Source organism: Candidatus Accumulibacter sp. ACC005, assembly GCF_907163215.1.
GTDB classification, from domain to species: Bacteria; Pseudomonadota; Gammaproteobacteria; order Burkholderiales; family Rhodocyclaceae; genus Accumulibacter; species Accumulibacter regalis.
On sequence record NZ_CAJQUB010000004.1, the window covers coordinates 234,668 to 259,678 of the forward strand.

Below are 25,011 nucleotides of genomic sequence, written 5' to 3' on the forward strand. Positions count from 1 at the left end.
TGCTCGATCGTCGCTTCCTCGCCAGGATTCCTGCGCGCGCCTGGAAGCGGGTGGATGACAGAACAGAAGCGTTGCCGGTGCAGGTATACTCGCAGCTTTCGTCGGTTCGCTGCCCATCGGCTTGCGGGCCGAAAAAGCGACTCTGTGAGATCTCCATCTTGGCCCTGACCCTTCTCGGACTTTCCGGCGCGCTGACCCACGATCCTTCGGCGGCGCTGTACATCGATGGCAAGCTGGTTGCCGCAGCGGAAGAGGAGCGCTTCGTTCGCGACAAGCACGCCAAGAACCGCATGCCCTACGAGGCGGCCAAGTTCTGCCTGGAATTTGCCGGCATCAGGCCGGCCGACGTCGACGCGGTGGCCATTCCCTTCGCGCCGATCAGCCTCGCCGAAGGTGCCCGCTGGCATTATGCCCGGCGCTACTGGTACGCGCCGGAGCGCGCGCTTGACGCGATCCTGACCGGCAACCGGCGCTTTTTCCGCTACCGCAAGCGCATCGAATGGTGCCTGCTGCAGCTTGGCTTCGATCTCAAGAAGACCGAGATCGTGCCGGTCGAGCACCATCTGGCGCATGCCTCCAGCGCCTACCATTGCTCGGGTTTCACCGAGAAGACGGCAATCCTCGGTATCGACGGCAAGGGCGAGTACGCGACGACCTTCTTCGGCTACGGAGAGAACGGCCGCATTCACAAGATCAAGGAGTTCTACGATCCCGACTCGCTCGGCGGCCTTTATGGCGCCTTGACCGAGTATCTCGGTTTCGAGATGCTCGACGGCGAGTACAAGGTGATGGGAATGGCGCCCTACGGCGACCCGCAACGCTACGATTTCTCGCGTCTGGCCAAATTCGAGAACGGCGAGCTGACGGTCAATACCGACTACGCCAACGTGATCGGTTTTCGCCGCTACAAGGAGCAGGGCAAGGGCTACTATTTTTCGCCGAAGCTGATCGAGTGGCTGGGCCCGAGGCGGGCCGGTGACAGTGCCGACGACCCCTACATCCATTACGCGGCGAGCATGCAGAAGCTGTTCGAGGATCTTTCGCTGCAGATGATCGAGCACTATCTGGGCGACATCCTGCGCGAAACCGGGCGGCTTGCTTTTTCGGGTGGCGGCGCGCTGAACGTCAAGCTCAATCAGAAGATCATCGCGCGTCCGGACGTCAGGGAGCTGTTCGTGCAGCCGGCGTCGGGCGACGCCGGCACGGCAGTCGGCGCCGCCGGCTACGTCTCGGTACAAAGAGGCGTGCCGATCGAAAAGATGGCGCACGTCTTCCTCGGTCCGGCGTACAGCAACGAAGACGTCGTCGCTGCCTGTGCCCGTCATCCGGCAAGACCGCAATGGCGGCGGCTGCGCGCAGTGCCACAGGAAATTGCCGCGCTGCTGGTGGCCGGCAATCCGGTGGCCTGGTTCCAGGGGCGTATGGAGTTTGGTCCGCGCGCGCTCGGCGGCCGCTCGATCCTCGGCTGCCCGAGCGTTGCCGGTGTCGCCGACCGGATCAACGCGCAAATCAAGTTCCGCGAGCGCTGGCGTCCGTTCTGTCCGAGCATGCTCGACAGCGTCGGCCCGCAGATGCTCGGCAGCGATCACCCGGCGCCATTCATGACCTTCACCTTCAAGGTCGCCGACGGCTGGCAGGAACGCGTTCCGGAAGTGGTGCACGAAGACGGCACGTCGCGGGCACAGGTGCTGCAGCGCGAATACAACCCACGCTACTACGACCTGATGGTCGAATTGGAAAAGTTGACCGGCAATGGCGTCGTTCTCAACACCTCGCTCAACCGTCGCGGCGAAGCCATGATCTGTTCGCCGACCGATGCGCTGAATATGTTCTTCGGCTCGGACCTCGAGTATCTGGTGATGGAAGACGTGCTGGTCGTCAAGGCGGATGTTGCCGCCGATGCGCTGGCTCCGGCTGCTGCCTGAAGCCTGTCTTGCGCCAGAGATGGCTCGCCGCGCATTTTTCGTAACGACAAACAAATGGCCTTTGCGGCCACCTTCCCCGTGCGCCCGAAAAGCAGTTTCTGCGGACCAGAGGAAGACCCTGTCAGGGTATTCGAGACGCCGCTTGCACCGCTCACGGCACGGGCATTTGACTCGGGAAGCGGCGCCAAGGATACTTCGTCTGCGTGGTTAAAACGCTTTCCCCGATGTTCCCTGTTCTCAACGCAGTGGCTGAAAGGTGCTCTGTTGAGGGGTCGTTTTGTAGCCGAAACGGAGACGCCATGCCATTTTCGATTCTTAGTCCGCCTTCAATCAACCACCATTCTTTCTCGAGGAAACCATGTCCAAACTGTTCATCGAAGATCTCGCTCTCGACGGCAAGCGTGTCCTGATCCGCGTCGATTTCAACGTCCCTCAGGACAAGGTCACGGGAGCGATCACCAACACCAAGCGTATCGAAGCTGCCTTGCCGACGATCAAGTACGCGCTCGACAAGGGCGCCGCGGTGATTCTGATGTCGCACCTTGGACGTCCCGACGGCAAGGTCACGCCGCAATTCAGCCTGCAGCCCGTGGCCACCGCGCTGGAAGGCCTGATCGGGCGTCCGGTGGGCTTCCTTGCCGACTGCGTCGGCCCTGAAGTCGAAGCCGCGTGCGCGAAGATCAAACCCGGCGAAATCATCCTGCTCGAGAACCTGCGCTTCCATATCGAGGAAGAAGGCAAGGGCACGGTCAAGGGCGCCGACGGCAGTGTCAGCAAGATCAAGGCCGACCCCGAGAAGGTCAAGGCCTTCCGCGCATCGCTCACCAAACTGGCCGACGTCTACATCAACGACGCCTTCGGGACTGCCCACCGCGATCACTCGTCGATGACCGGCGTGCAGCTGCCGCAGCGTGCGGCGGGTTACCTGATGAACAAGGAACTGGCCGCTTTTTCGGCCGTGCTTGAATCGCCGCAACGGCCGCTGCTGGCGATCCTCGGCGGCGCCAAGGTTGCCGACAAGATCCAGCTGATCAACAACCTGCTCGACAAGGCAGACCAGATCATCATCGGTGGCGGCATGGCCTTCACCTTCAAGAAGGTCATCTCCGGAATGCCGATCGGCAACTCGCTGTTCGACGAAGAGGGCGCCAAGCTGGTCCCCGATCTGATGGCCAAGGCGAAGGCCAACGGCAAGCAGATTTTGCTGCCGACCGATTTCGTCATCGCCGACAAATTCGACGCCGACGCCAACACCGGCGTCGCCAACGATGTTGATGGCATTCCAGATGGCTGGCTGGGGCTTGACTGCGGACCCGAATCGACGAAGGTGTTCAGCGATGCCATCGTCAACGCCAGGACCGTCATCTGGAACGGCCCGGCCGGTGTTTTCGAATTCGCCAAGTTCGAAGCCGGCACCAAGGCGATGGCCGACGCCATCGTCGAGGCAACTGCCAGGGGCGCGACGACCGTGATCGGTGGTGGCGACACGGCCACCGCGGCCAAGAAGTATGGCGCCGAGAAGAAGGTCACGCACACCTCTACGGGTGGCGGTGCGTCGCTCGAGTACCTCGAAGGCAAGGTGCTGCCGGGCGTCGCGGCGCTCTCCGAGAAATAAGCCGAGCGGCCCGGGCAGCGTGCCGGGGCCGTTTCTCTCCCTGAATCCTGGACAACAGACAAAAGGAACACCATGCGTAAAATCGTTATCGCCGGCAACTGGAAGATGAACAAGAGCGTCGCCGAGTCAGTCAAGCTTGCCGCCGACGTGGTCGCCGCTGCCAAAGGCATCAAGAACGTCGTCGTCGCCATCGCGCCGACCTATCTCGCTCTGGCCAAAGTCGCCGACGTGGTCAAGGGCAGCAACGTCAAGCTCGCTGCGCAGGACGTGCACTGGGAAAACCAGGGGGCCTTCACCGGCAAGGTCAGCGCCGACATGCTCAAGGACATCGGTGTCGACATGGTCATCATCGGTCACTCCGAACAGCGCTCCTACTTCGGCGAGACCGACGAAACCGTCAACAAGAAGATCAAGAAGGTTCTTTCGCTGGACATGGGACCGATCGTCTGCATCGGCGAGACGCTCGAAGAGCGCAAGGCCGGCAAGCTCGAGAGCGTGCTCACCACGCAGGTGAATGGCGCCTACGCGGGTCTTTCCGCCGATGACGCGCTGCGCACCGTTGTCGCGTACGAGCCGGTGTGGGCCATCGGTACCGGTGTCACCGCCAGCGATGCCGAAGCGCAGGAGGCGCACGCGCTGGTGCGCGGCCTGCTCGCCAAGCTCTTCGGTGACGACGTCGCGCAGTCGATCAGCATCCAGTACGGTGGCTCGATGAAGCCGGAGAACGCCGCCGGCCTGCTCGCGCAGAAAGACATCGACGGTGGCCTGATCGGCGGTGCCGCGCTCAAGGCCGACAGCTTCCTGGGTATCGTGACCCCCGGCGAGTCGATCAGCAAGTAAGTCTTTCCAGGCTTGAGAAGCGCGGGCGCCGCATCGCGGCGCCCGTTTTTTTTCTTCGGGCGATCGCCACCGCGCTGCGGAAGGCGCCCATGCTGCAGCGTCTTTACAGGCCGAAAATCAACGCCGAGGCAAGAAAGCGCATATGGAATCATTTCATTGGGACGAGAACTTTGTGACCGGGCTTTCAGATGTCGATCAGCAACACCAGCATCTGGTCGGGATCATCAATCAGTTTGGCTACCTGCTGTCGGAAAACAAAGTCGCATTCAATGATATTGAAGAGGTTTTCAGGAAGCTCGCCGATTACGCAAGATACCATTTCCAGGAAGAGGAAGCCTTGATGATCGAGGTCGGTATCGATCGGCGGCACCTGAGTCAGCACGTTGAAGGGCATCGCAGCTTTCTCAATGAGATACGCGCGATGCATTCCGGTGTTTCTCCTGATGATGTTGACCCGGCAAGGAGTCTCCTGGATTTTCTCACGCATTGGCTGGCCTATCACATTCTTGGTTCGGATCAGAATATGGCCCGGCAGATTACCGCGATCAGGAGCGGAATCGACTCGGCAAGGGCCTATGAGGAAGAGGAGAGATCCAGAGACAATGCCACCGAGCCTTTGCTCGTCGCCTTGAATGCCTTGTTCAAGCAGGTCTCGGCGAGGAATCGCGATTTGCTGGCCTTGAATCAGTCGCTGGAAGAGAAAGTCAGGCAACGCACCCGCGAGCTCTCGGAAGCGAATCTGCAACTCGTCGAGCTTTCCCTGACCGACGCCCTGACCGGGCTGCCCAACCGTCGCCACGCTCTGCGGGCGCTCGCCTCGCTCTGGGAGGAGTCGGTTGCGAACGATTCGCCGCTGGTTTGCATGATGATCGACGCGGATCACTTCAAGCAGGTCAATGATTCCTGTGGCCACGACGCCGGCGATGCCGTGCTCACCGAACTGGCCAAGACCTTGCAGCATTCCTTCCGCAGTGACGACGTCGTCTGCCGTCTCGGTGGCGACGAGTTTCTGGTGATCTGCCCGGATACGGAGGAAGCCGGTGGACTGCACATCGCCGAGTTGACCCGGAAAGCGGTCGCCGCACTGCGCGTGCCGACCGGTGGCGAGCCCTGGCACGGCAGCATCAGCGTTGGCCTTGCTGCCAGAACGCCGGCCATAAAGAGCTTCGACGAGCTGATCAAGGCGGCCGACCAGGCCGTCTATGTGGCCAAGCAGGATGGCAAGAACTGCGTCCGGACAGGGCGGTCGCGCCGCCGATCAGTGCCCGTCGCCTCCCCCGGGTGAGGAACTGCAAGGGCGGAAAGCGTCCGTTCGGCAAGCCATCCGAGCGGCTCATCTGCCGGCTTCGGCCGAGGCTTTCCCCGTCGCGAGCATCGTTTTGAGTCGCCCGCGCAGTGCGTCTATTCGCTGACGATTGGCGCCAAGGTCGCTGCGCCCGATGCGCGACGCCGAGCGTACCTGGATCACGTTATTGATCGGGTCGAACCAGAATTCGACGTCGTCGACGAATTTCAGCCATGGCGTCGTGTACTGCACGTAGAGGTAGTCGGTGCGACTGTCGACGATGGTGGCGCTCGCCTCACTGGCCAGGAGTGCCTTCAGGGCGGCAATGGTCGCTGGCCCGTCCTCGTGCAGCGCAAGCGGCGCGATATCGGCATAGTCACGCTGCGGGTGATCGGGCCACAGCCTGGCCTGGCTGCTGACGCTGTTGGCGGTTGGCGACGGCGGCTTGAGCCTGCCGTCGTGCACGCCGAGGTCGCGCGGTGGCACTCCGGCGAGCAGGCCGATCCGGCCGGCGGACAACAGCAGCGCAGCGAGCAGCAGCAGGGTGATGGCGATCCGTTGCAAGAGTTTCATGTCAACGCTTGCGCGCAATGCCGCGGTTTCGCCGGCTTCCTTGCCCGTCGGCCGGTTCGTCGTGCTCGCCGCTCGCCGTACTGTCGAGATCGAGATCGTAGCGCAGCCTTTCTCCCCCCGCCAGAACGACGAAGCGCTGCCCCTTGGCGCGTCCGATCAGCGTCAGTCCGGCGCGCCTTGCCAGCTCCACGCCCCATGCCGTGAAACCGGAGCGCGAGACGAGAATCGGAATTTCCATGTGTACCGTCTTGATCACCATTTCGCTGGTCAGGCGTCCGGTGGTGTAGAAGATCTTGTCGCGCCCGCCAAGGCCCTGCTGCTGCATGTAGCCGGCGATCTTGTCGACGGCGTTGTGCCGGCCGACGTCCTCCATGTAGACCAGCGGCCGGTCACGCTGGCAGAGGACGCAGCCATGGATCGCGCCGGCCTTCTGGTACAGGCTCGGTTGCCGGCTGATTTGCTGCAAGAGGCTGTGCAGCCATGAACTGCGCAGCTCGGCGGCAGCGTCGAGGCGGATGTCGTCGAAACGCTCCATGAGGTCAGCGAAGATCGTTCCCTGCGCGCAGCCCGAGGTGCGAATCCTGCGCTTCAGCTTCTGTTCGTAGGTCGATTCGCTGCGCGTACGGACGACGACGACGTCAAGCTCGGCGTCGTGTTCGATGGCGGTGACGGCATCGTCGGCAGCGAGCATGTTCTGGTTGAGCAGGAAGCCCAGCGCGAGCAGCTCGGGGTGGTCGCCGATGGTCATCAGGGTGACCACTTCGGTACCGTTCAGGTACAGGGTCAGCGGCCGTTCGACGACCACGTTCAGGCTGAGCGGCTGGCCGTGCTGGTCGCAGCCTTCGACCCGGCGCGTGAGCCCTGGATCGTCGGGGTCGGGCGCGAGGACGAAGCCTGTGCCGCCTTCGCGACCTGCAGATTCCTGGCGATCGCTCATTCAGGCACGCTCCATGCGAACGGCGCAGTACTTGAACTCGGGGATCTTGCCGAAGGGGTCGAGCACCGGGTTGGTCAGGCGGTTGGCGGCGGCTTCGTGGAAGCAGAAGGGCAGCCACAAGGACCCCGCCGCGACCGCCGGGTCGGCGTGCGCCGTGGCCTCGATCTCGCCGCGCCGGGTGATCAGCCGCACGCGCTCGCCGTCGGCGATGCCGAGCCGGCGCAGGTCTTCGTCGCTGGCGGTCACCACTGCTGCCGGCTCGAGGGCGTCGAGTGCGGCGCTGCGGCGGGTCATCGCGCCGGTATGCCAGTGTTCGAGCAGTCGCCCGGTGGACAGGACCAGCGGGTAGTCCGTGCTGGGCTGCTCGTCGGGCGGCAGCAGCGCCGCGGCGACAAAGCCGGCACGGCCACTTGGCGTCGGGAAGCCGTCCGCGAAGACGACGTCTGCACCCGGCTGGTCGTCGCCGGCGCAGGGGTAGCTGACCGAGCCTTCCCGTTCGAGCCGATCACGGCTGATGTTGGCCAGCGACGGCATGGCCTGGCGCATTTCGGCGTAGACCGCCGCCGGCCCGTCGTATTGCCAGTCGAGATCGAGGCGGCGCGCCAGCTCCTGCATGATCCACCAGTCCGGGCGCGTATCGCCCGGCAGGGGCAGGGCCTGGCGGCCGAGCTGAACCTGGCGATTGGTGTTCGTCACCGTGCCTTCCTTCTCCGGCCAGGCCGATGCCGGCAGAATGACGTCCGCGTAGATCGCCGTTTCGGTGAGAAACAGGTCCTGCACCACCAGATGTTCGAGCGACGCCAGCGCCTGCCGCGCGTGCTTGAGGTCGGGGTCGGACATCGCCGGGTTTTCGCCAACGATGTACATGCCGCGGATGTCGCCGACCGCCGCGGCGTTCATGATCTCGACGACCGTCAGCCCCGGTTGCGGGTCGAGGGTGACACCCCACAGCTTTTCGAAGCGCGCGCGGTTGGCGGCCAGCGAGATCGGCAGGTAGTCGGGCAGGACCATCGGGATCAGGCCGGCGTCGGATGCGCCCTGGACGTTGTTCTGCCCGCGCAGCGGATGCAGGCCGGTGCCCGGGCGACCGATGTGCCCGGTCATCAGCGCCAGGGCGATCAGGCAGCGCGCGTTGTCGGTACCGTGCGCGTGTTGGGAAATTCCCATCCCCCAGAAGATCATCGACGCTTTGGAGCGCGCGTAGAGACGAGCCACCGCACGGATCTTGCCGGCGGCGATGCCGCAGACCTCGGCCATCGCTTCCGGGCTGTAGGTCGCCAGGTGTGCGCGCATCGCTTCGAAGCCGCTGGTGTGGCGGGCGACGTAGGCGGGGTCGAAGAGTTCCTCGTCGACGAGGGTATGCAGCATCGCGTTGAGCAGCGCGACGTCGCTGCCCGGGCGAAACTGCAGTGTTTCGTCGGCAAAGCGCGCCAGGCCGTGCCGGCGCGGATCGATGACGATCAGCCGCGTCCCCTTGCGCGCGGCGCGCTTGAAGAAGGTCGAGGCGACCGGGTGGTTGGCTTCCGGGTTGCAGCCGATGAGGATCGCCAGCTCGGCGTTGTCGATCTGCATGAACGACGCCGACACGGCGCCCGAACCGACGCCTTCGATCAGCGCCGCCACCGACGACGCGTGACACAGCCGCGTGCAATGGTCGACGTTGTTGGTCGTGAAGCCGGTGCGCACCAGCTTCTGGAACAGGTAGGCTTCCTCGTTGCTGCATTTCGCCGAACCGAAGCCGGCGAGCGCGTTGCCACCGTGTCCGTCGCGTAGCGAGCGCAGCCCTGCGGCGGCGCGTTGCAGCGCTTCGTCCCAGCTCGCCTCGCGAAAGTGCGTCGAAGGATTGGCCGGGTCGAAGGCTGCGTCGGGGATCTTGGGGGCGTCGTCACGGCGGATCAGCGGCTTCAACAGGCGCTGCGGCGAGTGCACGTAATCAAAGCCGAAGCGTCCCTTGACGCACAGGCGCTCGCGGTTGGCCGGACCGTTGCGGCCGGTCACGGCGACGATCTGCTCGTTGCGCACCTGATAGTCGATCTGGCAGCCGACGCCACAGTAGGGGCAGACGCTGGGTACGACGCGGTCGACGGTCTCTCCGGCGGCGAGCAGGCCGCTGCCGTCTGCCGCCAGCATCGTCGTCGCCATCAGCGCGCCGGTCGGGCAGGCCTGTACGCACTCGCCGCAGCCGACGCAGCTCGAGTCGCCCATGGCGTCGTCGACATCGAAGACGATCTTCGCCGCGGCGCCGCGACCGGCCATGCCGATGACGTCGTTGGCCTGGATGTCGCGGCAGGCCTGCACGCACAGCTGGCAGTGGATACAGGCGTCGAGCTGAACGGTCATCGCCGGGTGGCTGCGGTCGGCGGGGGGAGGGGGCACCCTGCTTGCGCGTTGCGGGAAGCGGCTTCCCTGCAATCCCAGCTGCTCGGCCCAGTGCCAGAACGACGCGTTGCGATCATGTGCCAGCGCGCGCGCTGGCTGCTCGGCAAGCAGCAGTTCAATCACCAGCCGCCGGCTGTTCAGCGCGCGCTCGGAAGTATCACTGCGCACGCCCATTCCTGCGCTGACCTGGCGGCTGCAACTCGGCGCCAGGTTGCGTTCGCCGTCGATCTCGACCATGCACGCGCGGCAGTTGCCGCCCGGCCGATAGTCCGGCGCCCCCCGCGTGCACAGATGAGGAATCGTCGTTCCGGCACGCCTGGCAGCCTGCCAGATCGTTTCGCCCGGCAGCGCCGTCAGCTCGCGACCGTCGAAAGTGAAGCGTACCTGCGCCACTTGCGTCGCGTCACTCATCGCGCTTCCTTGCCAGCTGGTGTTGCGGGAAATACTGCAGCGCCGTGGTCAGCGGATTGGGCGCCGCCTGGCCGAGCCCGCAGATCGATGCATCGCGCATCAGCGCGGCCAGCTCGTTGAGCAGGCTGACGTCGAGTTCGGGCGCTTCGAACAGCGCCAGCATCTTCTCGGTGCCGATTCGGCACGGCGTGCACTGGCCACAACTCTCGTCGGCGAAGAATTCGAGCAGCGCCTGCACCGCGGCGCGCAGGTCGTCGCGGTCGGAAAGCACGATCAGCGCCGCCGATCCTATCAGCGCGCCGTGTTTCTCAAGTTCGCCGAAGTGCAGCGGCAGGTCGGCCAGGCTCGCCGGCAGAATCCCGCCCGAGGCACCGCCAGGCAGGTAGGCCAGCAGCTGATGCCCCTCGGCCATGCCGCCGCAGTAATCGTCAATCAGCTGGCGCGTGCTGATTCCCGCCGGTGCCTGCTTGACGCCCGGTTCGCGCACCCGACCGGAGACCGAGTAGCTGCGCAGGCCGGCAAAGCCCTCGCCGCCCAGTGCCCCGAAGCGCGCACCGCCGGCGGCGAGAATGGTCGGCACCAGCGCCAGCGTCTCGACGTTGTTGACCAGCGTCGGGCGTCCGAACAGCCCCGCTTCGGCGACGTAGGGCGGGCGTTGTCGCGGGTAGCCGCGCTTGCCCTCGATCGACTCGATCAGCGCCGATTCCTCGCCGCAGATGTAGGCGCCGGCACCGCGCCGCAAGTCGATGAAGCCCGGCTCGACGAGCTGCGCCGCTTCGAGCGCGGCGATCTCGCGGCGCAGCAGCGCGTGCGCAGCAGGGTACTCGTCGCGCAGGTAGATCCAGCAGCGGTCGGCGTCGATGCAGGCCGCCGCCAGCAGCAGGCCGTCAAGGAACGGGTGCGTTTGCTCCTCGAGAATCACGCGATCCTTGAAGGTGCCCGGCTCGCCCTCGTCGGCGTTGCAGACCAGGTAGCGCGGCGCCGGCGCGGCGCGCACCAGTCGCCACTTGCGCGCCGTCGGGAAACCGGCGCCGCCCATGCCGCGCAGCCCGGCCGCCTCGAGTTCGGCGAATACCGTTTCGACCGGCAAGGCACCGTCGCGCAGCGCCTGCAGTTGCCGGTAGCCGCCGCGTGCGCGGTAGGCATCCAGGCTCTCGCCGACGAGCGGCAGGGGCGTGAATGCACCCTCATCGATCAGCGCCAGCACGTCGGCGGCGCTGGCACGGTCGGCGTGGCGCTTGCCGACCTGCACCACCGGCGCCAGGTCGCAACGGCCCATGCACGGTGCGCGCAAGACTCTGGCGTCGGCCGGCGGCAGACGCGCACGCAAGGCCGAATCGAGTTGCAGCGCTCCCTGTAGTCGGCAGCTGAGGCCGTCGCAGACCCGGACGGCGAGCGCCGGCGCCGGCTCCTCGTCCTCGCGGATGTCGAAGTGGGCGTAGAACGTCGCCGTCTCGTAGACCTCGGCGACACCGATGCGCAGCAGATCAGCCAGCGCCAACAGGTCACCGGCACGCAGACAGCCGCGCGTATCCTGAAGTCGGTGCAGGTGTTCAATCAAGAGGTCGCGGCGCAGCGGCAAGTCGGCGAGAAGTCCGGCGACGGCGTCCCGCGTGGCGGCGTCGACGCGCCGTCCGCGGCGCTGCCCGCGTCCCTTGCGTCGTCCTGTTGCAGGCTGCTCGCTGCTGTGCATGCGCGGCTTTCCCGATTCGAAGTGGCCATGCTAACAAACGCTCACCGATTGTCGACACACTACCGATCATCGACGTCAGGACCGTTAGTACCCTCTCTATTACCCCTATTTGAGGGCAATTACCTCTTCTTCGCCCAGCTTGCCCCAGGACCGCGTCCCTTGCACTCGACTACGCCCGCCGCCTGCTGCTCGCGAAGAACCCGGCGCACCATGTCGCGGCCGACGCCCGGACAGCTTTGTTCCAGTGCGCTGATCGAGAAATCGCCGGCCTCGGTGGCGAGGCGCTCAATCCCGGCCAGCACCTGATCTCGCTTGGCGCCGCGCGGCGCTTTCGTTTCGCCGACGCGCTCGGCAAACTCGCGATAAGCCGTCTTCAGGATCGATAGCAGGTAGTTGATGTATGGCCACGGGTCGTGCCTGCCTTCATGCCAGCCCTGCGAACTTTGCTCGAGGGTCTCGTAGTACCGGTCCTTGTTTTGCTCGATGAGACGTTCCAGGCTGATGTAGCGCCCCACTTCGTAGCCCAGTTGATAGCTTTGCAGCAGGCACAGCAGGCGCGATACGCGGCCATTGCCGTCGCGGAACGGATGAATGCACAGGAAATCCAGATTGAACGCCGCCAGCGCGATCAGCGGATGCACCCAGCTTTCCTCCCGGCAAGCGTGCCAGGCGGTCAGCAGCGCCGCCATGCGGGCAGGTGTTTCCGCCGCCGCCACGGTGCGAAAGCGCACCCGTTCGCGACCATCCGGATAACGTTCGATGATGTCGGCGTCCCTTTCCTTGTAGCGCCCTGCGTCCCAGATCTCGCCACGCGCCAGAGCGTGCAGGCGCTGCACCGTAGCCCCGTCAATGCGGGGTGCTGCCTGATGTATCCAGGACAGGGCATCGCGATAGCCGCGTACTTCCTCCTCGTCGCGGTCGCGAAACAAGGGTCGGGCCGTCACCAACACATCGCGTACCCGCGCCGCTTCGATCGACACCCCCTCGATGCGGTTGCTCGCTAGCGCGCTTTCGATCAGCGCGTGTTCGCGCAAGGCCTTCAATCGCTGCGGCGATTGGCGAGTATATAGCTCCTGTTTGCCGCGAAACTCTCCGAGGTCGGCGAGATACCACGCCGCTGCGGGGTGGACGGGGAGGGTGCCTGCGGCGAAGAGGCAGAGGGTGTTCATGACTGGTTTTCCGTTGCGCTGATTCGGGTTCTATGCACAAGATCGCCTTCTTTTCACGGCCTTAACACCGCTGAACGATGAAGCGCCATGCGCTCGGCTTCCGTCGAGCGCGGCATCGACTTCGTCGCCAGATGGAACTGTGCCGCGACGCGATCTGGCATGGTTCGAGCAGTCGCTGCGGCCCGTTCGAGCACTGCGTACAGCGCCGGGATTCCTTCTGCGAGCTTCCAGCCATTTTGTGCAAGCGGCAGGGCTTCCAGCAAGCTCGCATCGCTCACACTCAGCTCGAAACTCGTGCCGCTCGTCACGCGTACCTCGACGGTTTCGGGAAACCTTGTTGATGCAAGGAGCAAGCCGCTTTCTCGCAGTGCCGGCGGGAGGTCGAAACCGCAGTCGGCGGCCTTCTCGATGCGGGTGCGGTCCAGTGGTCTCATCTCGGGTCGTCGACGTCGCTCATGTCGTCGGTTCGAGGTGATTCCAGACCAGTGCGTTACGGCGCCAGTGCTGGTCGATCTGCTGTGTAAAATCAGGTCGGACCAGTTTGGCGCGCTGGTGTAACCAGTGCTCGTCGTCAACGCGGATCACCACACCCTCCATGGGCCCGTCGCGGTAGCGGCTGCGATGCTCGTTCAGCGTGTCTTTCAAAGTTGCCAGGTCGGTCTGACCGCGCAACAGTGCGGGTGTTGTTGTCAGGCCGAGATCGTGCGCCCACTCGTCACGGCGGCGAGTGCACCAGAAGCGGCCCTCACGGCGGTCGTAGACATCGAACACCAGCCACCAGTCGGGCAGGGCGGTGTACTCCAGCGAATGCCTCGCTGTACACCATTCACCAAACGCAATTAGGTGCGTATCCAGGGCGTCAAACAAGGCGCCTTCGTGGGCTGTTAGCCACCCGTTCAAGCGGGCGAATTGGCCGCCAAACGGTGGTTGCAGGTACTGACCGCGGTTCTGTGCGCGCACCGGCGTGTCGGGCCCTACCGACACGCGCAGGTTGGCACCACCTTCTCGCTGTGCGTCAGCAAGTCGCGGTGCAATTGCTGGATGTGGTTCTCGGTCAGGGCAATGTCCGGCCGGGAGGAGAGCACTCGCTCCATCACATCGGCGTAGCCGGCGACCTCCTGCTCATCGCGCGTGGTGAACGGCTTGATCTGCAGCCGGGAGAGCAAACGTTCGACCTCGCGGTCCGAAAGCTGGCTGCCCTCGATGCGCGTCGATGAGCCGATGCTTTCGATGGTCGCCACCCGCCGCAATGCCGAGAGCCGATCCGGCGCCAAGCTGCCGAGCGCGCGCCACGCACCCTTGAACTCATCGATTTCCGCGATGAGGCTCAGGATTTCTGGAGTGATCTGGACGGTGTCGGAGCGGATCATGAAGCCCAATACTACATCCATTTACATCCGTTTCGGTGGGCAGTGGATGGGGCACGAAACGCTGCCTGCTGGCGTTGCGAATGCCCGGCATGGTCCAGCAGACGTGCGCCGGGCGAAGCGTCATTCGCCGACACCCCCTGTCGGCGAGGACCCGGTTGGTGCCGATGATTACGGCCGGGCGGTGCACGTCTTACGCCGGCCGACCTCGACTTGTTCCGGCGCGCCTGCCAAGGCCTGATCTTCATTGAGCTTGCTGTGCCCCGGCACGCGGCGAAGCAGCTGCCGTGCGGGTTCATGCGACTTGATGGCAAAGAAATCGACACTTTCGTTGATCACTCGGCTCGGGCGCCCCGAGATGTCGCTGGCCAATGCTGATGTAGAATTAAGGTCTTTCCAGGCCAGTGGAAAGTCGAGCGACCGAACCAGGAGTGGGCTGCGGATTTCAAGGAACTGGCCATCCAGCGCCACCGATCGTCGGAGATCTGCGCAGGGGTTCCCCGAAGGAAACGATTGTTTTCACTTTCCGAAAGCGGTGAAGGAAAAATACGCGCTGATGGCCGAAGAAACCAACGACGAACACTACCTCAAGGCGGCCACCGAGCTTGGCGACACGCAAAACGTGGTCGCCCACCAGCCGATCCTTTCCAGCAACGGAATCAAGGTGGTCGAGCGCGGCGTGCGCGTTGATAGCCGGCTGTTCGAGCGCCTGCTCAATCACCGCTTGCAGGTGCCCATCGACGAAAGCCTCACGGTGGAGCAGGCGGTCACGCTGGACGAGTTACGCGATCTGGCCGAGAAGCTCATCGACGAGCGCCCTTTCTACGGGCAGCTCGCTGCCCAACTCAGTGATCGCGTCACCTTGCTCGGGGCCATCGGCAGCATTGCCCTTCCGAAGCCGATCGCCTTCAGGTTGACCGTCGCCCGTGATCGTCGCGGCGCCATCTTCGGCCACAGCCTGCAGGTGGCGCTGATTGCACTTCACCTGGGCATACGCCAGGAGTTCAAGGTGGCCGAGTTGCGGGCGCTGGCGGCGGCGGCCCTGCTCCAGGATGCCGGCATGTTGCATATCGACCCGGCGATGCTCCAGGCGGAACACAGGTTCGATGCCGCCGAACGGCGACAGCTGCATGCGCACCCACTCACTTCCGCGATGATCGTCAAGCAGCAACCGGAATACCCGCAGGCAGTCGGCAGAGCCATTCTCGAGCACCATGAACGGCACGACGGGAGCGGCTATCCGCGCGGACTCAAGGGGGCCGAGATCAGCGTGATGGGCCGCATACTGCTGCTCGCGGAGGTCGTCGCTGGTGTTCTGGACAAGGACATCCGGGCACCCGAGAGACGCCTGTCGCTGATCCTGCGGCTGAACCACGTCAAGTTCGATGCCCGGATGTCGAAAGCGATATTGCGACTGCTCGAGCAAGGCGCCGTCGACGCGAGCGATGTCGAGCAGGACCGCCGCAACGCCGAGCGGCTCAAGCGCCTTGATGAGGACTTCGGCGAATGGAGCCAGGCCCGTTCAGAGTTGGTGAACTACGCTGCAGGCGCGCCGACGGTTGGCGCTTTTCTGACTGATCGCGTCGTGGCGTTGGAGCGTTCACTGGCCGACGCCGGTCTGCACCCTGATCAGCTCAAGTCGGTGTGCCTCGACATCGGTGACCAGCCGGACGCGCTTGGCGAAGTGGCCATGCTAGCGCGTGAAGCGGGTTGGCAGCTGAACGGGATCATCCAGGATGTTTTCTGCCGCTTTCCGACACTGGAGAGCAGCGAACAGCCAGGGGAAGTCGCGATCCGGGACTGGCTTCTGCGGCTGAGCGGGCGCTTGCAGTAAGGCGCCCGACATTGGTCGCCGTTTGCGCTTGCTTCGGGCCGGCGCGACCTTGCCAGGCAGGTGCGCTTTCTTGCCCGGTCAGCCTTTGCCTTGCGGCAGGTCCACTTCCAGGGTGTTGCGGTTGACCTCGCCGTGGCGCTGATAGTCGAAGCGATCGACGCCCTGCAGGGCCAGGAAGACGCCCAGCCCGCCGATTTCCCGGTCGGACAGGGGTTTGTCGAGGTCTTCGGCAGTCGGCATGCCCTGCGCACGCGGATCGTAGGCCACTCCCGTATCCTCGAGAAGCACGCTCAGCCGCTGCTTGCTGGCGTCGATGGCGATGGCAATGTCGCCCGTCGTGCCCTGTTCCTGGTAGCCGTGGGTAATGATGTTGGTGGCAATCTCGTCAACCGCCAGAATCAGGCGATAGCTGGCTGCGTCGTCCAGGCCGGCCTCCCGGCAAGCCTGCGCGAGCAGTTGGCGGATGGTCGACAGCGCCGCCAGGTTGGCTGGGATGCTGTACCGTGTCATGAGCGATCAGGAGCGTACGTCCGCCGGGCTCAGGGATAGCTTTCCTGGACGTAGACAGACTGGTCGAAGCCGCTCATCTGCAGGGTGTTGAGGACCGGACCGCCGGCGCCAACGACGTAAATGCTGACGTCCCGTCCCATCTGCTGCTTGGCGAATACGAGTACCCGCAGGCCGGCGCTGGCCATGAACTGCAACTTGCTGACGAAGAGGACGAGTTTCTCGGGTTTCTGCTCGGCGACCTGCTCGATGGCCTGGCGGAACTCGCCGGCCACGGCGGCGTCAAGTTCGCCTTCGAGGTTGATCCATGCCTCGCGGCCCTTCATTTCCACACGGGTGCTGAATGTCATGTTGCTGTCTCCACGGATTGGTCTATTGGTCTATTGGTCAGGCTGGCAGGCGCGGGCGCCCGATGAGTATGGCCACGGCGCGGCCGCCAACCAGGAAGCTCTGCAGATTGTCTTGCAGCGGTATTTCCTCGCCGGGTTCCCGAATGTCGTCGGGGGCCGGCAGGCTGGTATTGGCAAACAGGTGCCAGTGATAGCGATTGGGCAGTTCGGGGAGTTCGAAGGGCAGGGCGTCCCAGAAGCTGTTGATTGCCATGTACAGGACCGGCGTGGTATTCCCGCCTTGTCCGGCCTGACGTTCGCGGAGCAGAAAAGCCAGGGCGCGCGAGTCTTCCGACCAGTCGGCTTTCCACGCTTGCGTACCGTGCCAGATGATGTCGGCCGGCGAGCGGCTGGTTCCGAAAAACTCGCCGGCACGCAGCAGCGGGTGTGCCTTGCGCAGGGCGATCATCTTGCGCGTGAAGTCGAACAGGTCGCTATTGCGTTCGCGCAGCGTCCAGTCGAGCCAGTTCAGCTCGTTGTCATGGCAATAGGTATTGTTGTTGCCACGCTGCGTGCGGCCCAGTTCATCGCCCATCAGGAGCATGGGTACGCCGTGGCTCATGAGCAGGATGGCCAGGGCATTCCTGATCATGCGCTGGCGCAGGGCATTGACCTGCGCATCGTCGGTTTCGCCTTCGGCGCCACAATTCCAGCTATGGTTGTCGTTGCCGCCGTCGCGATTATGTTCGCCGTTGTCGTCGTTGTGCTTGTCGTTGTAGGTGAACAGATCGTGCAGCGTGAAGCCGTCGTGGCAGGTGATGAAGTTGATCGACGCGGTCGGACCGCGTTCGTTCCAGCCGTAGAGATCGGGCGAGCCCTGGATGCGCTCGGCCATCACCGGCACCATGCCTTCGTCTCCTTTCAGGAAACGGCGAATGTCGTCGCGGTACTTGCCGTTCCACTCGGCCCAGCGTCCGTAGGCCGGGAATGAGCCGACCTGATACAGGCCGCCGGCATCCCAGGCTTCGGCGATCAGCTTGCACTTGGCGAGCACCGGGTCGAAGGCCAGGCTTTCCAGCAAGGGCGGGTTGGGCAAGGGGGCGCCGCTCGGCGCACGGCCAAGGATCGAGGCCAGGTCGAAGCGGAAACCGTCGATGTGGTATTCGGCCGCCCAGTAGCGCAGGCAGTCGAGAACCATGTTGCGGACGACCGGGCTGTTGCAGTTCAGCGTGTTGCCGCAGCCGCTGAAGTTGTAGTAATAGCCTTCCGGAGTGAGCATGTAGAAGGTCTGGTTGTCGATTCCCCGGAACGACAGCGTCGGACCGTTCTCGTTGCCTTCGGCGGTGTGGTTGAAAACCACGTCGAGCATCACTTCGATACCGTTGCGATGCAACTCCTTGACCAGGTTCTTGAACTCGTCCACCTCCATGCCGAAGGGTCCGGTGGCGGCGAAGCCGGCCTTGGGCGCGAAGAAGCCAACCGTGCTGTAGCCCCAGTAGTTGAGCATCATCTCGCCGGTTTCCGGGTTGGCGCGGCTGTTCTCGAACTCGTCGAACTCGAAGATCGGCATCAGCTCGACGCAGTTCACTCCCAGCTCCTTGAGGTAGGGGATGCGCGCCGCGATGCCGGCATAGGTGCCGGGGTGCTTGACGTCGGCCGACGGATGAGCGGTGAAACTGCGCGTGTGCAGTTCGTAGATCACCAGGTCGGCGAGCGGCGTCTCCAGAGGACGATCGTCTTCCCAGTCGAAATCCTCGAAGATCAGTCGCGCACGCTGCGGGTATAGGTCGTTCCAGTCGGGTGGCTGGCCCCAGTGCGTCCGCCCGCCGATCGCCTTGGCGTAGGGGTCGAGGAGAACCTTCGAGCGGTCGAAGCGGTGTCCGGCGCCCGGGTCCCAGGGGCCGTCCATGCGGTAGCCGTACTCGATGCGCTCGCACTCGAGGTCGAAGACGACCATGCACCAGACGTTGCCGACGCGAAAGGCCTCCGGGAAGGGGATCTCCACGAATGGCTCCGGCGCGCCTTTCTCGAAGAGCACCAGGGTGCACGCGGTGGCGTGGCCGGAGCTGATCGAAAAATTGACGCCGCCCGGCACCAGCGTCGTACCGAAGGGATACGCCCGCCCGGGACGCAGTTTGTAAGCGCCGTGCTGGTGTGTCGGGTAGAAATCGATACGCGTATCCATCTCACCCCTTCTTGAGCGTCTGCAGTGCCTCATCGACACTGTTGGCGACGGTGAAGAACTTCAGGAAGCCGGTGATCTCCATGGTGTCCCTGATCGATTCGGCGAGCCCGGCGATGGCCACCCGGCCATTGTGCGATGCCGCGTGGCGGTAGAGCAGGAGCAGCATGCGCAGACCGGCGCTGGACATGTAGCTGACCGCGCCGAGATCGAGGACCAGCGCGCTATCGTTCTGCAGCAGGGGCAGGATCTTCTCCTGCAACTTGGGCGCGGAGCTGCCGTCTATCTCGCCCTTGACGACGACGACGGTCATCCCGTCGCGGGGGAATGCTTCAAGCTCGATCGACATAGGGCGAAATCCTTCGTTGAATTGAGGGCGGGGCTACTTGACGGGGGTCAGAGTCACCTTGACGCGGACATCCTGGCGCGAGTCCGGCAATTGCACCGACAGTGCGTCGGCGTCGAATGCCGCGTACGGGCGACCGTCGACCTCGACCGCCGTCAGGCGGACGCTGCCCTTGGGCAGGATGTCCGGAGCCACGCGCAGGACGCGGCCGGGGAAACCATCGGGCCGCGGCTTGAAGTACAGGCACATCGGCTCTTTCTTGATCAGCAGGTTGATATAGGTTGCTGACAGATAGCATAACTCGGTCGAGTGATAGGCGCTCATCGAGTGGCTGCCCTTGAGTCGTTCGTTGCCGAGCAGATAGGGCAGGCCGTTGGCCAGGACGTTGAAGTAAACGCCGCCGTCGTCGTGATCAAGGAAGAAGGCGTTGTAGAAAGCGGCCGCTTCGCGGCCGTGCTTCTCGTAGTCCTTGTCGCCCAGGCAACCCTGCAGAATGAGGTAGGCGAGAATCGCCTGCTCCTGCTGCCACCAGGCCTTGCGATCATGCCAGACGAAGCGGTGCGCTTCCTCGCCGGGCGCCAGCGTGCGCTCAACGACATCGTACCAGCCGCCGCGCAGTCGGTCGGAACCGACGTCGGGCATCAGTTGGGCGATCTTCTCGGCCAGTTGCACGTAATCGTCATTCGGACGAATGCTGTGGATGCGCATCAGATTCCAGGCAATCTTCAGATTATGGCCAACCACTGCGCGGTCCTGCTGCCAGTTCCAGGTGCTGTCGTGGCTCCAGTCCTCGTGGAAACGCTCCTGGACAAACGGCGAATGCGCGTAGTCGGGGAAGTGCTTGACGATGGTGTCGGCGGTGTCTACCAGGAAGTCGAGGTGCTTTTCCTCGCCGGTGGCCAGCCACAGGTTGATCAGGTAGGCGGGCGCGTGGTCGCCGACCGAGTTCCAGTTCTTGCGCGCGCGGTTGTTGCCCTTGTCGAGCAGGGGCGAGCGGGGGTCGAGGCTGATCGGATCGATATGCGAGAAATAGCCACCTTTTTCGTCGTCCTTGTAGAACTTGTCGAAGAGTTCGATCGTCTTCTCGATGTCGTAGAGGATGCGCGGATCGCCAGTGAGACGATAGGTTTGGGTGGGTCCGGCGAGCGCGTAGATCTGCTCGTACATGGGCAGCGAATCGTAGTCGTCGCCGAATTCCGAAGTCAGCAGCTTGTGCTCGCGGTCGCCGGAAACCTGGACGCCGTGATACCAGTAGATGAGGTCCTCTTCGGCGTCGCGAAAGCGCATATGGCCACGCAGATACTCGGTGCCTTTTTCGGCGGCCTCGAGGAAGCTCTCTTCGCCGGTCAGCATATACGCCGAGGCCATGCCGTAGACCATCCGCGAAATGGTGTCCGTCTCCTGCAGGTAGTCGCCTTTCTTGCCGCCGGCCAGATGCAGGATGGTGCGATAGTTGCGGTAATCGATCGACTGGCTGGGGTAGTTGAACTGCCAGCGCAGGTAGCTATTGGCGATCGAGCGGATCTGCCTGATCCACCAGTCCGGCTCCTCGTGCCGGTACACCCCGGCGCCTTCGCCCGGGAAGACCATCGATTTCACCTCGGCGCGCAACTCTCCGGCTTGCGGATAGAAGACGCAGTAGGCAAAGACCTGCTGCCCCGGTTGCAGCATTTCAGCCATGCGCCCGGTGCAATCCTGGTACGAGTCCTCGAGGTTCTCGGCAATGCGCGCGTAGGTGTTCGGCGTGAGGTAGGCGCGGAACTCGCCTCCATTGCTGGTCTGGAGATCGAAACTGCGCGCGGCGCGATCGACTTGGGTGACGTAACCGGCAATGGTGTCCGAATAGGAATATGCTTGCGTCTTCATGACTGCTCCTCGCGATTGTAGAATTTGTTGTTCAGTCTGAATGCCGCAGCTACCTTAGCCGCGACCCCGATGGGCGGTCAACTGCTAATTGTCGATTGCCGGCCGCACTCGCTTGCATCTATAAATCATGATTTTCCCGATTCGCTGGCCGGGCGGCCGATCTGCCTGCCGGTGGCCACGAAGCGCATACTCGAGGACCTGCATGCCGCCTGAGGATAGCCAGAACCTGATCACCATGCTCGATGACCTGGGCATTGTGACCCGCAGCGTCGAGCATCCGCCGCTGCGAACGATAGACGACAGCAAGCGCCTGCGTGGCGATCTGCCGGGAGGTCACGCCAAGAGCCTGTTTCTGAAGGACAAGAAGGGTGGCTACTGGCTGCTGGTGGCCTTGGAGCAGACGCGCGTCGACCTGCGCAGCGCGGCGAGCCTGCTGCAGGCGCCGCGCTTCTCGTTTGCCGGAGAGCAGGCGCTGGCTCGCCTGCTCGGCGTCGTTCCCGGCGCCGTGTCGCCCTTCGCAGCCATCAACGACGTGCACGGCCAGGTCTGCGTGGTAATCGAGCAGCGTGTGCTGGCCTGCGGCCTGCTCAATTGTCACCCGCTCAGAAACGACCGCACGACGACCATCGCCACCAGCGACCTGCTGAAATTTCTCGAGCAGGTAGGGCATCCGCCGCGGATCATCGATCTTCCCGAGGTGGCGACGAGCGCGTAGCGAGCGCGGCGTGTGCGGTGTGTGTTGAGCCGCCCGCTTCGTCACGCGTTGCCGCCGAGAACGCTTGCCCTGGTGCCGTCGCCGGCGCCGGCAGGCAGCGTCTCCTCCGCCACCGCGGCAGGCTCGTTACCGGCCGCACCCTGCCAGCGCAGCGCGAGCAGGGTGATGTCATCGCTCTGCGGGTGGCCGCCGACGAAAGTGCGCACGGCATCGATCACCTTGGCGATGATCGTGCGCGCCGTGCAGGCGTCGGATATCGCGTCCAGCGTCGTGCCCAGGCGTTCTTCCTTGAACAGCTCGTGTTCGCTGTTCATCGCCTCGGTGACCCCGTCGGTATAGACCACCAGGGCCTCGCCCGGCTGCAGGCGGATGACGTCGTCGCGGTAGACCGAATCGGCGACGAAGCCGAGCACCAGCCCGCCCTTCTTCTTGGCGAGCATGTCTGAGCGGCCATTGCGTCGCAGGACGAAAGGCAACTCGTGGCCGCCGTCGCTGCACGTGATTTCACCGCTGTCCAGATCGAGGATGCCGGCAAAGACGGTGACGAACATGCCTTCCGGATTGTTCTCGCAGAGCGTTCGATTGACGCGCTCCATGATTCCGGCAACCGAGCTCGAATCGCGCTTGGCCTCGACCGTGAACAGCGTCTTGGTGACGGCCATGAACAGTGCCGCCGGCACGCCTTTGTCGGAGACGTCGCCAATCAGGAAGAACAGGCGCCGCTCGTCGAGCGGAAAGAAGTCGAAGAGGTCGCCGCCGACCGCTTTCGCCGGTACGAGAAGCGCATGCAGGTCGAAGCGGGCGTCCGGCGGCGAGCCGAAGACGCGCGGCAGCATTCCCATCTGGATGTCGCGCGCCGCCGACATCTCGCCTTCGATGCGTTCCTTGGCGGCGGTCGTCGCCTTGAGGTCGGCGATGTAGGTTTTCAGCGTGGTGACCATCGAGTACAGGGCATTGCCCAGATAGCCGACCTCGTCCTTGCGGTTTTCCGACACCTTGAGCAGTTCGGCGTGCATTTCCTGGTCGGGATCGAAATTGTGCTCCACCAGGCGATGGGTCTGCAGGGTCAGCTGCGACAGCGGCCGGACGATGCGGTTGAGGAAGGGCAGAGCCAGGGTCATGCCGAGCAGCAGCAGGGCGATGGTCACGCCGCCACCGACGCGCAGCAGCGAATTCATTTCCGCCGCCATGTTGACCGGCAGGCGCATCAACGCCGCGCCGTTCGGCAAGCCGTCGGCTCCGAAGATCGGCGCCGCAACGTACAGGAAGGCCTGCTGGAAGAGCGCATTGTGGAAGCCGCTGTTTTCGAGGTACGAAGCCGGCGCGCTGGTGCTGATGACCGCTTCGACGAAGCTGCGTTCCGCTTCGCTCAAGTGGGTCGTCGTGTTCGTGCGCGGGTCCGAGGTGGCGGCCAGAGGCTCGAGCTGGCTATCGAAAATCCAGATCGTGTCGATCTGTGCCGCCGAGAGGACGGTCTCCACCATGCGCTTGAGGCCGACGCTGTGGATGATCCGGTTGGCGCGACTCGGCAGGCGGGCGATCAGCGCCATTCCCTGGCGATCCGGCGTCGCAACGGCGCCATAGTAGAGCTCGCGATGGTCGAGATCGCGGATCTGAAGATCGCTCGATACGCTGAATTGCTGCCCCTGCAGGAGCGGCCTGAACACGGGAAGCAGGGTCAGCCCGGAGTCGACGGCGATGCGCGCATCGATGTCGTCGAGCGACCAGAAGAGGGGGTTGCCGCGGGCGTCGCTGACCCAGATTTCCGGAATGCCATTATTCGCCGCGATCGTCCGCAGGGCGCGGTTGATATCCTCGGCGGACGCATTTTTCCGGCGCGCAAGCTGCGTCAGCTGGGCAACCATGTCGGCCTGCGTGCGCACCTCCTTGTCGACGATCTGGTTGATCACCGCCGGCACCTGCTGGATGAAGGTGACTGACTGGGCGAGGGTCTGGGCGATCAGCGTTCCCTCGCTCTCGGTCCGTTGCAGGACGGACTGCCACGAGACATAGGCGAACACCCCGGCGGTACTGGGCAGGCCGATGACGAGGATCGTCGTGACGAGGAGGAAAAGGCGGCGGCGCAGGGTCATGGCGAAGGGCCTACTTCAGCCAGATGATCGACGCGGACAGGCGTTGGGCGACGACGTAATCGAGCGGGAAATAGACGACGCCGCGTGGTCCGAACCATTTGTCGTAGATCTCGAAATAGCCGCCACGGTACTGGTCGACGCCCTCCAGGAGGTCGGCAAAGACCTCGTTGACGAAGGCGCGCCACTCGGAGTCGTTCTGCGGCAGGCTGCAGGCCATCGCTTCGTAGGACAGCTCTTCGGTGCGTGGCAGCAGGGTGACCTTGCTCTTCAGCGGGCTCTTCTCGACCATCGCGCGCAGCACGATGCCGATGTTGGCCAGGCCGTCGAGTTCGCCGCGGGCGAACATCTCGAAGCCGGTGGCCATGTCCGGCACCTCGACAATCAGCGCATCCGGCACGTGCTGCTTGAGAATTCCTTCGGTCGTCGTTCCGGCGGCGACGCCGATGCGTCGGCCATGCAGACTGCCCAGGCCCTGGCCACTCGTGCGCAGGACCATGATGCGCGTGCCGTTGCCGAAGAAGGGAATCGAGAAATCGACGGTTTTCTGGCGTTCCCAGGTGGGGGTGGTGATTCCGCACTCGATGTCGATGGCTTGGCTGGCGACCAGCTCCATGCGGTCGCTGGCGGTGGTGGTGCGCAACCGGGTTTCGATTTCGCGACCCAATTTCTTGCTCAGTTTCTTGCGGATTTCGTCGATCAGGTCGACCGAGAAGCCGACCAGGCGCTCCTTGTTTTCACCGGCCGCCTTGACCCGGTAGCCAAAGGGAACGGCGTCGGCGCGGGTGCCGGCGTTGAGGACGCCGCTGTTCCGGATGCGTTCGAGGACCGGCTCGGCGTGGGCCGGGCCCTGCACGGCGAATGCCAGCAGCGCTGCCCCGGCAAGGGCTGGCAGGCGAACAGTGGCAGCGCGAAGAGTGGCAGCAATCCGTTTCAATGTGTTCCCCA

21 protein-coding genes and 1 pseudogene are annotated in these 25,011 nt (G+C 64.1%); 6 read left to right on the top strand and 16 right to left on the bottom strand.

The genetic code is table 11. The features are described from left to right. Positions 1-158: 158 nt before the first annotated feature. The 4 genes from QZ613_RS04000 (at position 159) to QZ613_RS04015 (ending at position 5,665) form a co-directional block, all read left to right on the top strand. Positions 159-1,925: a carbamoyltransferase gene (locus QZ613_RS04000; RefSeq protein ID WP_043563834.1), complete on the top strand. Its 1,767-nt coding sequence runs from the start codon at positions 159-161 to the stop codon at positions 1,923-1,925. Between the two features lie 358 nt (positions 1,926-2,283). After that, the gene (gene pgk, locus QZ613_RS04005; RefSeq protein ID WP_043563443.1) at positions 2,284-3,540 is read left to right on the top strand and encodes a phosphoglycerate kinase; all 1,257 of its coding nucleotides are present in this window, start codon (positions 2,284-2,286) and stop codon (positions 3,538-3,540) included. A 72-nt stretch (positions 3,541-3,612) separates the two neighbouring features. Next, entirely contained in the window at positions 3,613-4,380 is a 768-nt protein-coding gene (gene tpiA, locus QZ613_RS04010; RefSeq protein ID WP_043563441.1) for a triose-phosphate isomerase, read from the top strand. Between the two features lie 142 nt (positions 4,381-4,522). After that, the gene (locus tag QZ613_RS04015; protein WP_291981585.1) at positions 4,523-5,665 is read left to right on the top strand and encodes a GGDEF domain-containing protein; all 1,143 of its coding nucleotides are present in this window, start codon (positions 4,523-4,525) and stop codon (positions 5,663-5,665) included. A gap of 48 nt (positions 5,666-5,713) precedes the next feature. Here the strand turns inward: QZ613_RS04015 and QZ613_RS04020 are convergent, their stop codons facing one another. The 9 genes and pseudogenes from QZ613_RS04020 to QZ613_RS04060 form a co-directional block, all read right to left on the bottom strand. Further along, the gene (locus QZ613_RS04020; RefSeq protein WP_291981587.1) at positions 5,714-6,238 is read right to left on the bottom strand and encodes a DUF1499 domain-containing protein; all 525 of its coding nucleotides are present in this window, start codon (positions 6,236-6,238) and stop codon (positions 5,714-5,716) included. Between the two features lies 1 nt (position 6,239). Continuing rightward, positions 6,240-7,175 (bottom strand): formate dehydrogenase accessory sulfurtransferase FdhD, encoded by a 936-nt coding sequence (gene fdhD, locus QZ613_RS04025; RefSeq protein ID WP_043563435.1) that lies wholly within the window; start codon positions 7,173-7,175, stop codon positions 6,240-6,242. Then, complete coding sequence (gene fdhF / locus QZ613_RS04030; RefSeq protein ID WP_291901637.1) at positions 7,176-9,965, bottom strand: formate dehydrogenase subunit alpha; 2,790 nt, start codon at positions 9,963-9,965, stop codon at positions 7,176-7,178. Further along, positions 9,958-11,658, bottom strand: coding sequence for an NADH-ubiquinone oxidoreductase-F iron-sulfur binding region domain-containing protein (locus tag QZ613_RS04035; protein WP_043563431.1), 1,701 nt, complete (start codon positions 11,656-11,658; stop codon positions 9,958-9,960). Before QZ613_RS04035 ends, fdhF begins: the two co-directional genes overlap by 8 nt. A gap of 119 nt (positions 11,659-11,777) precedes the next feature. Beyond that, entirely contained in the window at positions 11,778-12,827 is a 1,050-nt protein-coding gene (locus QZ613_RS04040; RefSeq protein ID WP_291981589.1) for a Fic family protein, read from the bottom strand. A 53-nt stretch (positions 12,828-12,880) separates the two neighbouring features. After that, positions 12,881-13,180: a hypothetical protein gene (locus tag QZ613_RS04045; RefSeq protein WP_291981591.1), complete on the bottom strand. Its 300-nt coding sequence runs from the start codon at positions 13,178-13,180 to the stop codon at positions 12,881-12,883. 100 nt (positions 13,181-13,280) lie between these two features. After that, entirely contained in the window at positions 13,281-13,811 is a 531-nt protein-coding gene (locus QZ613_RS04050; RefSeq protein WP_366144423.1) for an RNA ligase family protein, read from the bottom strand. A 17-nt stretch (positions 13,812-13,828) separates the two neighbouring features. Next, positions 13,829-14,197: pseudogene (locus tag QZ613_RS04055) on the bottom strand (Fic family protein); the annotation flags it as partial. 168 nt (positions 14,198-14,365) lie between these two features. Further along, a complete protein-coding gene (locus QZ613_RS04060; RefSeq protein WP_291901645.1) occupies positions 14,366-14,665 on the bottom strand; it encodes a hypothetical protein in 300 nt (99 codons plus the stop codon). 85 nt (positions 14,666-14,750) lie between these two features. On the opposite strand from QZ613_RS04060, the gene QZ613_RS04065 reads away from it, so the two are divergent. Then, a complete protein-coding gene (locus QZ613_RS04065) occupies positions 14,751-16,028 on the top strand; it encodes an HD domain-containing phosphohydrolase (protein ID WP_291981595.1) in 1,278 nt (425 codons plus the stop codon). A gap of 78 nt (positions 16,029-16,106) precedes the next feature. On the opposite strand, the gene QZ613_RS04070 is transcribed toward QZ613_RS04065, so the two are convergent. The 5 genes from QZ613_RS04070 to QZ613_RS04090 are packed head-to-tail and all read right to left on the bottom strand — an operon-like array spanning position 16,107 to position 21,258. After that, the gene (locus QZ613_RS04070) at positions 16,107-16,538 is read right to left on the bottom strand and encodes an anti-sigma regulatory factor (protein ID WP_291981597.1); all 432 of its coding nucleotides are present in this window, start codon (positions 16,536-16,538) and stop codon (positions 16,107-16,109) included. Positions 16,539-16,567: 29 nt separating this feature from the next. Next, complete coding sequence (locus QZ613_RS04075; protein ID WP_043563413.1) at positions 16,568-16,885, bottom strand: STAS domain-containing protein; 318 nt, start codon at positions 16,883-16,885, stop codon at positions 16,568-16,570. Between the two features lie 37 nt (positions 16,886-16,922). After that, positions 16,923-19,049: a glycogen debranching protein GlgX gene (glgX, locus tag QZ613_RS04080; RefSeq protein ID WP_291981599.1), complete on the bottom strand. Its 2,127-nt coding sequence runs from the start codon at positions 19,047-19,049 to the stop codon at positions 16,923-16,925. Between the two features lies 1 nt (position 19,050). Further along, a complete protein-coding gene (locus QZ613_RS04085; protein ID WP_291862903.1) occupies positions 19,051-19,395 on the bottom strand; it encodes an STAS domain-containing protein in 345 nt (114 codons plus the stop codon). A gap of 33 nt (positions 19,396-19,428) precedes the next feature. Further along, positions 19,429-21,258, bottom strand: a complete 1,830-nt coding sequence (locus tag QZ613_RS04090; protein ID WP_043563410.1) for an AGE family epimerase/isomerase — start codon at positions 21,256-21,258, stop codon at positions 19,429-19,431. Between the two features lie 202 nt (positions 21,259-21,460). Between QZ613_RS04090 and QZ613_RS04095 the strand changes: the two genes are divergently transcribed. Further along, positions 21,461-21,973, top strand: coding sequence for a prolyl-tRNA synthetase associated domain-containing protein (locus tag QZ613_RS04095; RefSeq protein WP_291901649.1), 513 nt, complete (start codon positions 21,461-21,463; stop codon positions 21,971-21,973). Positions 21,974-22,014: 41 nt separating this feature from the next. Here the strand turns inward: QZ613_RS04095 and QZ613_RS04100 are convergent, their stop codons facing one another. Together QZ613_RS04100 and QZ613_RS04105 are read right to left on the bottom strand one after the other, a co-directional pair. Continuing rightward, the gene (locus tag QZ613_RS04100) at positions 22,015-24,066 is read right to left on the bottom strand and encodes a SpoIIE family protein phosphatase (RefSeq protein ID WP_291981602.1); all 2,052 of its coding nucleotides are present in this window, start codon (positions 24,064-24,066) and stop codon (positions 22,015-22,017) included. A 10-nt stretch (positions 24,067-24,076) separates the two neighbouring features. After that, entirely contained in the window at positions 24,077-25,000 is a 924-nt protein-coding gene (locus QZ613_RS04105) for an amino acid ABC transporter substrate-binding protein (RefSeq protein ID WP_291862910.1), read from the bottom strand. Positions 25,001-25,011 lie beyond the last annotated feature (11 nt).

What these genes read in the sequence shown, in the direction of transcription:
- QZ613_RS04015 (WP_291981585.1), top strand. Translation starts at nt 4,523, where the DNA reads ATGGAATCATTTCATTGGGACGAGAACTTTGTGACCGGGCTTTCAGAT.
- QZ613_RS04070 (WP_291981597.1), bottom strand. Translation starts at nt 16,538, where the DNA reads ATGACACGGTACAGCATCCCAGCCAACCTGGCGGCGCTGTCGACCATC.
- QZ613_RS04075 (WP_043563413.1), bottom strand. Translation starts at nt 16,885, where the DNA reads ATGACATTCAGCACCCGTGTGGAAATGAAGGGCCGCGAGGCATGGATC.
- fdhD (WP_043563435.1), bottom strand. Translation starts at nt 7,175, where the DNA reads ATGAGCGATCGCCAGGAATCTGCAGGTCGCGAAGGCGGCACAGGCTTC.
- QZ613_RS04090 (WP_043563410.1), bottom strand. Translation starts at nt 21,258, where the DNA reads ATGAAGACGCAAGCATATTCCTATTCGGACACCATTGCCGGTTACGTC.
- QZ613_RS04020 (WP_291981587.1), bottom strand. Translation starts at nt 6,238, where the DNA reads ATGAAACTCTTGCAACGGATCGCCATCACCCTGCTGCTGCTCGCTGCG.
- pgk (WP_043563443.1), top strand. Translation starts at nt 2,284, where the DNA reads ATGTCCAAACTGTTCATCGAAGATCTCGCTCTCGACGGCAAGCGTGTC.
- QZ613_RS04065 (WP_291981595.1), top strand. Translation starts at nt 14,751, where the DNA reads ATGGCCGAAGAAACCAACGACGAACACTACCTCAAGGCGGCCACCGAG.
- tpiA (WP_043563441.1), top strand. Translation starts at nt 3,613, where the DNA reads ATGCGTAAAATCGTTATCGCCGGCAACTGGAAGATGAACAAGAGCGTC.
- fdhF (WP_291901637.1), bottom strand. Translation starts at nt 9,965, where the DNA reads ATGAGTGACGCGACGCAAGTGGCGCAGGTACGCTTCACTTTCGACGGT.
- QZ613_RS04040 (WP_291981589.1), bottom strand. Translation starts at nt 12,827, where the DNA reads ATGAACACCCTCTGCCTCTTCGCCGCAGGCACCCTCCCCGTCCACCCC.
- QZ613_RS04085 (WP_291862903.1), bottom strand. Translation starts at nt 19,395, where the DNA reads ATGTCGATCGAGCTTGAAGCATTCCCCCGCGACGGGATGACCGTCGTC.
- QZ613_RS04035 (WP_043563431.1), bottom strand. Translation starts at nt 11,658, where the DNA reads ATGCACAGCAGCGAGCAGCCTGCAACAGGACGACGCAAGGGACGCGGG.
- QZ613_RS04095 (WP_291901649.1), top strand. Translation starts at nt 21,461, where the DNA reads ATGCCGCCTGAGGATAGCCAGAACCTGATCACCATGCTCGATGACCTG.
- QZ613_RS04100 (WP_291981602.1), bottom strand. Translation starts at nt 24,066, where the DNA reads ATGACCCTGCGCCGCCGCCTTTTCCTCCTCGTCACGACGATCCTCGTC.
- glgX (WP_291981599.1), bottom strand. Translation starts at nt 19,049, where the DNA reads ATGGATACGCGTATCGATTTCTACCCGACACACCAGCACGGCGCTTAC.